Here is an 11,582-nt window from a genome sequence, read left to right on the forward strand (position 1 = left end):
TCGGCGAAGGTCATTTGATTCATCATCGAAAAGCTCGGCGATTGGTGCCCGGAGATTTTGCCAAATCAGGAAGTCTTTTTCAGGATTTCCTTAAGATAATTGCATCTGAAGGGGTGTCTCGTATAAATAAGATGGTGTAAACAAAATAAATTAAGCTTTCACTCCCTTGTCTGAATAGCCTTCAAGCCATACCTAAAGGCCATCACTGCGGGCACTGCTTGCCTAACACTGTCCATAGTGGTGATGACCACGCTGGTGTGTTCGCACAGCTTGGACAGCAGGTGAAATAGCAGTGCGCCACCGCTTTGGCATAAAGGCAAATACCCCAGTTCATCAAGTATCACCAGATATGTGCGAAGCAGTCCTTGGGCGATTCGCCCTGCCTTGCCAAAGAGAACACTCCGGAGTGGTGGTCAGGCCAGACTCGTTGTGACATTTTGATGACGGTCGTGGGAACCGATCTGGCTGCACAGCCACTCAGTTACTGTTGTTTATTACCGCAACGAAGAAGGCTCTAATCGGTAGACCCCATAGTATTCCAGTCACAAGCTTGTAATGGAGATGTAGACCACGTCCTATTCGGCATGATGCCGTTGGTTCTTCGTGGGTAATAAACAGGACATATTTTTTATATACAGGAGTTTAATAATAACGATGGTAAAGGTTACCTCTTCCGGATTTACTGCCAACCCTCTCCCTCATCCTGCAGACAGTGTCTCGCCTGCTAACAGCCCGCCTCAGCTACCTGAACCATTGCCTTTGGTTGATGAAAGCCCGTCGTCTCACAAGGGCGGCATGCGAAATCGGGCTCATGCAAGTTTGAATAGTCAGGTGCTCGGACTGCAAGCGGTGCCGTCGCAACGCGGAAGGCATGTTCGTATCAGAAGTCATACAGATGGGGTGAGCGTCATTAATGACTGGCTGGCAAAGCGACCGTCGGTTCAAAGCGAAACCAGCCTTGATAACAATGGCAAGCTAGTGCGCTATACCGCCATGCATCACGAGCCGCTAGCGCCGCGTAATGAGGCGTTTTTCACCTCCGTACCAGGCATGTTGATGGCCGTTTTGACGGTCCACCCTGACATTGAATACGGCATCAGCGGAGAAATAACTGCCGATGCTGTGGCTGCCCGGCTTGCCGAACCGCCGATAGGATTATTAACAGGACTCTGGCAGTCCTCCCATGATCGAGCATACATAGAGCGCGGCGGTGTGGTTCATACCGCAAATATGGAAGAGCGCTGGACGTCATTGACGCTGCCTGGCGCGGATCCCCGAGAGCCCCTGCGGATGATTGGTTTGCAGGCCGATGGCGATGTCTATCTACACAACGGCAGGCAACTCTGGCGCGCAACCGACACGTCTGCCGAGTCCGTGCCGACCGAACGGCTTCCCGAAGGCGCGGCGGTGCGCATTGGCGCCGGTCGCGAGGTGCAATGGCTGCATGAGGGCGCGGTTCATTCAAATGGCATTTCCCGTCCTGTCGAGCTTTTGCGGCCAGAAGCCAGCGGCCTGGGGGTCGAGCAGAGTCCGGCCCGCCCCGTTGATTTACTGCCATTGCCGCGCGGCAACGCTGCGCTGATCCTCGATGATAAAGGACGTATTTATCAGGCCGATCTGAAAGGCATCGGGCCTGTTGAAGCCCCACCGGCTGAAATTACCTGGCGATTTTGCGCAGGGCAAAGGTTGGGCCGTGACCACCATGGGGTTGTCCAGGGACAACACTGTTCATCTCATGTTGCAGGATCAAAACGGGCGGCGCATGAGCTTGCAGCGAGCGCAGAACGAGGTGCTGTTTTGGCCGGCGTATCTGCTGGATCGCCCGTTGCTGCTGCTCTACACCGAGGGGCTGCATGTTCCGTCGGAGACGGCTGTGCAGTCGCACGTTCAGCTTGATGGTCATGCTCAGGTGGGGCATATCGACGGCGTGCTGCATTATCAACCGGCTCCTGACCAGCCATGGGAGCGGTTAAGACAGCCGGGCGGCGAACCGCTGACGGGTGTGACCGCTCTCTATTCCTCTGCGTTGGGATTTATCGACAGGAAACCGGTTTTTGCTTTATTGGGGGATGCACGGCAGGTCGTCGAACTGAAACTGGAGGGCCGTACCTCTTGGTTGCCGACTGATGCCGAACTGCCGCGTCATCCTGCGGGGGGACCTTTGGCGGTTATCCCGGATACAGTGGAGTTACGCGCCAGGCTTATCGCGCAGTTTGACGAGCCAGTGCAGGCGCTGGCGGTTCACAACAATCGCCAGAGCGTCGCGCTGATGGAATCAGGTCTGCTGATCGCCGCCGACGCGGATGGCAAAGCCCGCCGACTTCCCCTGTTGCAGCGCCCCATCGCCCTCGCCATAGGGCTCAACGATCAGTTGCTCGTGTTGCATCATCCTCGTAACCAGCGACCTCAGTTGAAACGTTTGAGCGCGAAAGATGACTGGGAGCCGGTGCCGATAATTCTGCCGGGGATTGATCACCCTTCGAATCTTCGCGCCACTCGAACTGGGCAAATACAATTGCAGCTGGGTGATAACTGGCACACGTTGCTGCCTGCAATGACGTCGCACGACAATCGTCCCTTGCCAGCACGCGTAAAGCCCGAACCGGAGGCAGACGAACTGCCGCCGGAGAACTTCCTTGCAGGCACCAACGCCCGCGTCAACCAGCAGCAAGCCAGTCGTATCAGCACACCGCATCATGATGCATCTGCGGTTACGACGCTGATGGGGACAGCAGCGAACAACCCGTTGACGATGACGTCGAGCGTACAGGCAGCGGTTGATACGACGCGCGCTCAGGTTGGCGCATTGGCGAGAGATGTGTTGGGCGGAGTGACGAAAAACACGATGCGGGCAATGGCGCACAAGCTTGGCGTCGTACTGCCGCCGACAACCCAGGAGAGGCGTCTGGCCAGTTTCCATTATGAGGCGAAGCAGGCGTATACGTCAGGTAAAACGCTGTTCGAACAGTTGCCGACGCTCGCGCAAGTACGCGTCGCTTCAGCCGTAGGACCGTCCGACGGAGAAAAGTTCGGGCTGTCACATCAGCAAACGCAACGCTTGTTGAACCTGCGGGAAGAGAAGCTGGAAGCGCTGTTACGCGACTTGCGCAAGATAGGCTTCCATGAAGGCGTGATCATGGGCGATATGGGGGACGGCGAGAGTGCTGGCGATCTGACGTCTACCACCTCTACGCCAACGTTCCGGCTGGCCGAGCTATGGCGGCGGCAGCATTCGCAAGTGAATAAAGCGCTGTCTTCGGTCGGCTTGTCCAGATCAGAAGATATTTTGCCGAACCTGAACCAGAGTATTAAAGCCTTGGCGGGTGGCGCGGCGCTGCACGCTGATCGTATGGGCGAACGTGAGGCTGAGCTGTTGAGCGTCTTGTGCGAGGTCAGCGAAAAAATGATGCGTGCTGGCGTACGCTTGCCGGCGGATGATGGAAGCGCTGACAGTGCCAGCAGCCATGCGCCACACGGCTTGCGAACATCAGGGTTGATGGCGGGTTTGGTGGACTATGATGCGCTGTTGACCAGCACCGATACGCAGGCGCTGGAAATGGCGGAGAGGCTTCAGCAAGATGCCAAGCTTCCGGGGTTGTGCAAACTCGGCCTGTCTTCTTGGGTTCAATTAGCGGCCTTCGATGATGTGGTGACGACGTTTCGCGAACAGATATCGTTGCCGGGCTCGGCACGCCGCACCCAGTTGCTCAAAAATCTTGGCTTGCCGCCCGATGCCGCGCCGGACGAAATGGCCGCGCGTATGTCCGATTTACTCCTGGATCTGTTCAACAGGAGTACCTTTTTCTCGACGCAGTCGCGCGGTCTGGAAATTCGCGGGTCGTTGGGGGGCGCCGACTGGAAACATCTTAATGCGTTTAGCGTCGGCATAACTGGCGAGGCGCTTCAGGTACTCGGCGTGGAGCGCATCGGTGACGGCAAGGACGACGATGCCGGGTTGTTCGCGTTTTTTGTGCGCCACGCCAAGGCCTCCGTATCAGCGACGTCAGGGGTCGGAATCGACTTCAAGCCAGGCCTTGGCACTGGTGGCCGTGTTCTTGATTCGCGGCCGGGTCGCTCGATGAACTCAACGTGGGGAGGCTCCGCTAACCTGGGTATTTCCGGGGCATACCAGCATGGTCAAGGCGCCGCCGTGATTATCGCGCCTTCGACGATCTCTGATTTCGTGCGGCTGTTATTCGACGTCAATCACCCCGATAGCACTCAGATCCTGCGCACTGGCGTGAACGGTGGTTCGATTGGTCTGGATCTGTTCGAAACCAATTTGAATGGCTCGGTGGGGGCAAACGTCAGCGTATCGCCGTTTAGCCTGAGCCAGAAATATGGACCACAGAAACCGTCGGCAGATGCTGCTGCATCCGGCGCCGACAACCGACGCAGTACCGCGTCGGGGGCGCTGTCGGTAGGCGCGACGGCGCAGGCTGGCGCGCACTGGGGACAAATGGAGTTGCACCTGGATCACGCCTGGGCAGAGATTATCGGCCTGGAATTTCAGGGGCGCACGGATTTCAATCTGGAATTCAACAGCAACTTGAATCTGGGAGGCGCGCTCTCTTCAGCGCTCGGCGATCGCCCTCAAAAGTTGATAAATGCGTCTACTGGAAACGGTAACCTGCAGCTCGCCGGCATCCGCGTTGCGTCAAGCGATGTGCAACTGCCGACCGATAGCGTGGTGGACGATAAGCGCCGCGGCCCCTTCCTGTCGACGGCCAGCTATAAACGCACCTTCGATACGCAAGTCGCCAAGCCCATTACGGCCGACGAGTGGAGCCAGATGCGTCAGCGCCTGGCCAGCGCCTTTCCTGACAATATCGGGGAGTTGGGTGCGCTCGCTTATTCGACCAGCCCCAGCGAGCGTATCGCGACAATCAATCAGGTGATTGACCGTATACAAGGTTCGAAGGCGCGTAACGTGGAAGCCGGTGGCGCCCTGGATGGAAATGCATTGCGCCGTCAGCGCCTTGATGCGGCCCGAGAGATGTCGAACGCAGGCAACAGTGTGTGGCAGGCGAGCTCCGAAATTGATCGCGCCTCGGTAGNGCATCATGCCCGCGCAATTCCCGGAGCGCGGGTGGAGTTCAACCTGTTCGGGCGTGAATCGCTGGAAACCGTAGTCTTTCACGCCATCGGCCATATAGGGCTTGGCAGCAAACTGAACGACATGGCGGAACTGCGTCGCAAAACACCTGGCCTCGATCAGGTCATGCGCTGTTTCCAGTCGTTGCCCAACATCAATCAGGTGCGATACGTGTTCGAGATGCGTCCGCAGGCGAGGTTCGCCATCAATGACGCGCTACTGGCGCGCGAGCAGCAGGCGTCGGCACGTACGCTGGGTTTGCCGGGCTCCTCAGCAAGCGAACTGAATTGGCGCGGCGTTCTGGACAAGATCAAAAACACACCTGACCTGTACCGGCTGGCGGCGATCGCCGTACATAACACCGATGAAAACCCCGTGACTTCAAGAATAGGGCTGCCGCTGCTGAACGTTTCGGCCACTGGCGCGACATCGCATCAGTTGTTCGAAGCGGAAATCCAGTTCCAATACGGTCTTTATGACGGTTTGCAAGGTATTGAGGTGCTGGAAGCCGGAAGCAGAGCGCTGCAGTCGCCGTTACGGGTATTACAGCAATCCGGTATTCAGGCTCTGGGGCAGAGAACCCAGGCCGGGGATGTTCCGTATGGCCCTCCGTCGCCGCGTAAAGAGGCGACGATGCGCACCGCAGGGGAGGCTGCTGCCCTGACAACGAATGACGTATGGCGACAACTTGACGGCAAAATTCAGCGTATGAATTCGGCGCATGAACGTGAGGCGAATGCTATCGGTTCGTTCCAGCATGCTTATGGGACGGCGTCCGCGCATGTAGACAGACTGCTTTTGCGCATTCCTGAATTGCCAGCGCCTGAAATTGATGACCGCAACGCCGATGGAGAAAGTGTGCGGGGTGCATTTGCGTCGCTCAAACGAAATCATCAGGCACTGGATGAAGATGTAAAGGCCATGCGCCAGGCTAGTGAAATGGTGTACTCGATACCCGGCGAGCGGACCAGGCAGACGGAAACTTCGGCTTTGGCCCATGTGCTCAGTGTTGAAAAAAGTCGGCGTTCGCTCGGACATGCCATGGAAATATTGGCTCGCAAAGGGGTGGAAGCTGGCACGGCAACAGGACTTGAACTTAACAGGGTCTCATCGCAAGTGAACGCTCTGGTCGTTCGCCGCGACGAGTTGCTGACGCAACTTGAACGAGGTGCTCAGGAGGGCGATTCGAACAGCGAAGAGATGGCGATGGAGCTTCAACATACAACATCATTGCTGCAGCGGCTGCGCGCCGACTTGCTCGGCGAGCGGCAAGCGATGGACGCTACTGCCAAGCGCCTGGATCAGGCAATCCGTGTTGCCCTCGAAGGTGAGCGCAGCTTCAGCGATGCCGTTCGTGATATGACTTGGGGTGAACTCGATAAGATCCGTTACTCACTGAAACAACAAAGGAAGCGACCTGAGGGGCGCTTTTTTTGTTGTGGTTCGTCGTTCGTCTGGTTGAATCTCAACGACCGCTATACAAGCAGTAAGTGCTCAGCGTTGATGCGTGATCCCTTGCAAGTCGCTCATAACGATTCCCTGACCACCAGCGGACAATCCACTAGCTGGACTCGGCTGGGCTCCCGAGACTTCGAGGCTTTCTATCAAGTGCCGGGCAGCATTACGACCGATCTCGTAGTACGGCAACTGCACCGTGGTCAGCGCAGGAATGAACAGTTCGGAGATGCCGATCATGTTGTCGTAACCGAGCACGGCGACATCGCCGGGGATTTTCAGGCCTCGGCCCAGCAGCAACTGGTAGGCACAGAAGGCAATCCGGTCATTGCCGCAGATCAGAATGTCGAACTGCGGACGGCCATCAATCATGGGCCGTTCGAGAATGGCGGCGGATTCCCAATGATTGATAAACAACGGGCGTCGATAGCCCTGGCTGAACGCGTAGTGCAAGGCGCGGTACTGCCCTGTTTCGTCGTCTGGCACATAACTGACGAGGCTACTGTCATCGGCTATGCAATTGGCGAGCACCAGCGGTTTACTCTTCAAACGCTGGGGAATACTCACGTTGCGCAACCCCATGGCGCTGAAGATCTACCCGTCGGGTCGATGCGACAGCATCAGGTCAACATTCTGTGTCGGTGGGCGGGTTGCTTAGCAGGTTGAGGATAAATACGTTCCAGCCTGCTTGCTGTGCGGTCTGTTCGATGGACAGTAGCAGCTCGACCGCGAACGGTGTCGTGGCGGTGTCCAGGGCGGACACTCCGATGGTTCGTGTCTGCAAGTTGTTGCCCCGAATCCTGCGCGCCGACAGGCTGGGTACGAATTGAAGCTCGTCAATTGCGCTATGGACTCGCTGATAAGTCTCGGGGCCGGATTATTGAGTGCCCGAGACACCGTCATCAGGGACACACGGGCCAATCGTGCAACGTCTTTAACTGAGGTCATGCGAGGCGGGGCCTGTCAGGTTGACGGATAATCATGCTACAGAGGCCTGTAAATATTAGTCTGTTCGTTTCAGTTTCGTGGACTCTGACCTCTGACGCTTCCGAATCCTCCAAAAAACTGCACCGACACAGCAAAAGGCCCCGTCGGTGCAGTTGCTCACTCGTTCACATCAACCATTCAGTTTCGGCGGTCGATGATGTAGAGCATTTTGCCTCGCTCCGAGACGGCATAGTCTCTGGCATCCTTGCGCAAGACCGACACGCTGCCTTGGTCTTTCTGATACGCCTCGTTGATGTCGGGGATATCGGCGATGGCTGTTTCGATTCTGGCGCGTTCGTCTTCGTCGACTTCGGAGGCTTGAACGAAAACGGTCACCAGTTCCTTGCGTGCTTCGGTCACTGACAGGTGGACCTGAATTTCCAGGGGGCGGCCCAGTGTCTGTTTGATCGCCTGCTGGATGATGCCCAGACCGATAAGGTTGCCCATGAAGTTAAAGCTCATGTCCTCCCGCTGGATGTCAGTCAGGTAGAGCTTGTCGCCTTTCATCGAAAGGGTTGCGGTGTCTCCCAGGCGGTACCTGAGCAGCGGCGTGAAGTTCTCTCGGGTCAGCGAGGTGATTAGGATGCTGTCGCCTTCTTTTTCGATGAAGTACTTGTCGGACAGAAACTCGTATTCGGTGTGGCAAGGGCTGTTGGTGAAACCCAGAATGCCGCCCTCGGAACTGCCATACACACCGACAATGGAAACCTGTTGGCCAAAGGCTTCCCTGATGATTTTCTTCTGGAAGGTTTTCAGGCCCGAAAAAATGCGGCCATGGGTTGTACATGTATCACCAAATCGAGCGTCAGGTCGACGAGGTCAGGCTATACGACGACACCGAGCTGGTCTTTGGCGAAATGTAGGCGCGCATCACCTCATATGGCGTCGACAAGTCGATTCACAACCGAAACCTCAGCGTCTGGCTGAACACAAGCGGTCACTGGCAGTTGTTTGCCTACCAACCCACCCCTGCCACAAGAGATCAACCACATGCCCACCTCTGACTTTGTCTATAACGGCCAACCTTCGCGCGTCATTTTTGGCAAAGGCTCACTGAAGCAACTGGAAGCGGAAATCGATCGTCTCGGCGCTCGGCGTGCTCTTATCCTCTGCACCCTGGAACAGCGTGCCCAAGCCGAGCACGTGGCCACTTTGCTGGGTGAACGCGCCGCTGACATCTTCGATAAGGCCGTGATGCACGTGCCCATCGAAACCGCCCGCCAAGCTCGGGAAGTTGCGCGGCAACTGGACGCCGATTGCGCCGTGGCCATTGGCGGCGGCTCGACCACAGGCCTTGGCAAGGCGATTGCCATGGACTCCGGCCTACCGATTCTGGCAATCCCGACCACCTATGCGGGCTCGGAAATGACCTCGGTCTACGGACTGACAGAAAACGGCATAAAACGCACCGGCAAGGATCCACGTGTGCTGCCCAAAACGGTGATCTACGATCCCGAACTGACCACCAGCCTGCCTTTGGAAATATCTATCACCAGCGGCATGAACGCCATTGCCCACGCCGCCGAAGGGCTCTACGCGCAAGACGGCAACCCGGTTATGTCGCTGATGGCCGAGGAAGGGATTCGAGCACTGGTCGAAGGCATGAAAAGTATCCATCGCAATCCCAACGACCTCGACGCCCGTGGTGACTGCCTGTATGGCGCCTGGCTGTGTGGCACCGTATTGGGCAATGTCGGCATGGCCCTGCACCACAAGCTGTGCCACACCTTGGGTGGCAGCTTCAACTTGCCCCATGCGCAGACCCACACCATCGTGCTGCCTCATGCCATTGCCTATAACCAGTCGGCCGCCCCGGCGCTGTCGCGCATAAATCGCGCACTAGGCGTGGACCATATCAGCCCGGCGGCGGCTCTGTTCGACCTGTCCAGCTCACTCGGTGCACCGACGCGTCTCAAGGACCTGGGCATGACCGAAGTAGACTTGGACCGCGCCACGGACATTGCGCTCTCCAACCCCTACTTGAACCCTCGGCCAATCGAAGCCAAGGCGATTCGCCAATTGCTTCAAGACGCATACGAAGGAGTTCGTCCGCAGTAATCGGACCGCTGTAGTGGTCAACTTTTTCCGGAAACTTCAATCGGTGGTCGTCAGGCCGCTTGCCGCTCATATTGATTGGGCGGCACGTAGCACATTGTCGAGTGCAATCGCCCCTCGTTGTAGAACAGCACACTGTAATCCGTGATGTTCTTTATTGCTTCGCCGTCGTTGGCGTAATCCTTTCTCCAAGTGAGCCCCATTTTCAAATTAAAGAAGAAGCGCTCCATTACTGCAATGTCCCAACAGTTACCTTCGGCTTATGCTGCAACGCATCCCTTTGCGAGTCAGCAAGGTCTGATAAGCCGCTCCCGCCTACTGACGCCCTTTATCCAAGTTGGCCGGCTCAGGCCGCCTTTGAGCGATGGCTAACTGCATCGCGCTAGTCACCAACTCGGCCCGCATATAGGGTGCCATGACCCAGTCCACGATCTTGCGCGAGAACAAGTCCATCACCGCGACCAGATACACCCAGCCGCTTGGGGTGTGGATATACGTGATATACGCAACCCATGACTGATTGATGGCCTCAGGGTTGAACAGGCAGTTGAGAAGGTTTTCAGGCACCGACAAGTAGTGACTACTGTTGGTCGTATCAAAGATGAGCTTGCAGAGATGAAACTTTAAGGCATCAAATTTTCCGTATTTTTTAGTCATGGTGATTCTCATGAATGTAATTTCACCCATAGAGGTGTCCGGGGTCATTAGACCAGCTCACCTTGGTTCATGCTGATAGATTTGAAGTGCTTCGCCGAGTCGCCCACGTTGCATGGAACCAAATCCGCCTCAAAGTCCACCCACGCATTCGTAATAGACAGATACCGTAGTAGTGCAGTCAGCATGAATAGAGTTTCCGGTAACTCGTCAGCGACCTGGCAGGAAATCAATTAATTAGTGGAGAAAGTAAGCGATAGAACAACGTTGTCCACGACAGGTTATCAAATGACGATGGACCGCCTGAACAATCCGGAAAAATCGGATGCGGATGCGCTCATGACAATCAGGAGGGCGTAGCAGTACACTGATAGCGCAAAGCGAACTTATCTTTCTAAAACCCTGATGAATCTAACAGATTTGCAGTAAGGGAAGGACTCACCACTTGTAGCAACCACAAATTAAGCCAAAAGTATGTAGTAATTAACCCGAGTGATGAACTTCCGAAAGTGGACGATTGTGGACTCTTGGAAGGAACAGATTGAATTGGGGCACCCAAGGGCTGGGAGCACGTCAACCTGGCCGGCGATTACATCTGGCTGCAAAGCCGCAAACTGGAAAACGGGAAATTCATGCCGCTACGACAGGTCTGAAAACCTTAGCGTACGATTTTTTCCGAATTCCTTCATAAGCAATACACTACTATAATTATGGTGTAATCTTCCGTCCACTCATGTGTTTGAGGTAGGCTGTCAGCATATCCAGTTCTTTATCACTAATTACGGAAACCGAAAATTCTGGCATCTTGGCCTGGGGCCACTTACGCAAACTTTGTGGGTCACGGATGTAGCGCTTTAGGAATTTTTCCTGAAAATACTCGGTCGGGTTGTACGGAATGTTCAAGTCGGGCCCAAACCGGGCATCCCCCGCGCCATTCATTGTATGGCATGCCATACAGTGTTTTTGAAAAAGCTCAAATCCTTGTTTAACTGGATCGTCTGCTGTTAGCTCCGGAGCAGGTAATAATGCAGGAAACCGTTCAGAAACGTGCGGCATTAGTTTGATACTGGCAATTTGAAATGGCCATTGTTCAGGGCTAATATTGTTAGCTTGTGGGTCCGTCCATACCATATAAAACGGTCCAGCGCTATGATCTCTGATCGGTAACAGTGGCCACGGTTCGGCTTGATTCTCAATAGCCAGCCAGGCACGAGAGCCTTGAGTATTGAGCAGCAGTGCTGCCGATAATTCAGCTACAAAACCATCAGTGGCTATGACTTGTATATGATCTCCAGCCGCAACGCCTGTTAGGTTTTGTACGAAAAGTCGGCTGGGG

At 55.6% G+C, this 11,582-nt stretch carries 2 protein-coding genes and 5 pseudogenes; 2 read left to right on the top strand and 5 right to left on the bottom strand.

Annotated features, from left to right (window positions below):
- Nucleotides 1-236 precede the first annotated feature (236 nt).
- Nucleotides 237-389 (bottom strand): annotated as a pseudogene (locus AO277_RS28955) (ATP-binding protein); the annotation flags it as partial.
- A 406-nt stretch (nt 390-795) separates the two neighbouring features.
- Between AO277_RS28955 and AO277_RS06620 the strand changes: the two are divergent.
- A pseudogene (locus AO277_RS06620) lies at nt 796-6,481 on the top strand (type III effector); the annotation flags it as partial.
- Nucleotides 6,482-6,621: 140 nt separating this feature from the next.
- Here AO277_RS06620 and AO277_RS06625 read toward each other — a convergent pair.
- Nucleotides 6,622-7,498, bottom strand: a pseudogene (locus tag AO277_RS06625) (LacI family DNA-binding transcriptional regulator).
- 177 nt (nt 7,499-7,675) lie between these two features.
- Nucleotides 7,676-8,305: pseudogene (locus AO277_RS06630) on the bottom strand (phenylacetate--CoA ligase family protein); the annotation flags it as partial.
- 222 nt (nt 8,306-8,527) lie between these two features.
- Between AO277_RS06630 and AO277_RS06635 the strand changes: the two are divergent.
- Nucleotides 8,528-9,595: a maleylacetate reductase gene (locus AO277_RS06635; protein WP_044319781.1), complete on the top strand. Its 1,068-nt coding sequence runs from the start codon at nt 8,528-8,530 to the stop codon at nt 9,593-9,595.
- A gap of 50 nt (nt 9,596-9,645) precedes the next feature.
- Here the strand turns inward: AO277_RS06635 and AO277_RS06640 are convergent.
- Together AO277_RS06640 and AO277_RS06650 are read right to left on the bottom strand one after the other, a co-directional pair.
- Nucleotides 9,646-10,186, bottom strand: a pseudogene (locus AO277_RS06640) (IS3 family transposase); the annotation flags it as partial.
- A gap of 768 nt (nt 10,187-10,954) precedes the next feature.
- Nucleotides 10,955-11,582 (bottom strand): c-type cytochrome (locus AO277_RS06650; protein WP_099258833.1); only part of this gene is annotated, 628 nt, incomplete at its 5' end.

Source organism: Pseudomonas amygdali, from assembly GCF_002699855.1.
In the GTDB taxonomy this organism is placed as follows: Bacteria; Pseudomonadota; Gammaproteobacteria; order Pseudomonadales; family Pseudomonadaceae; genus Aquipseudomonas; species Aquipseudomonas amygdali.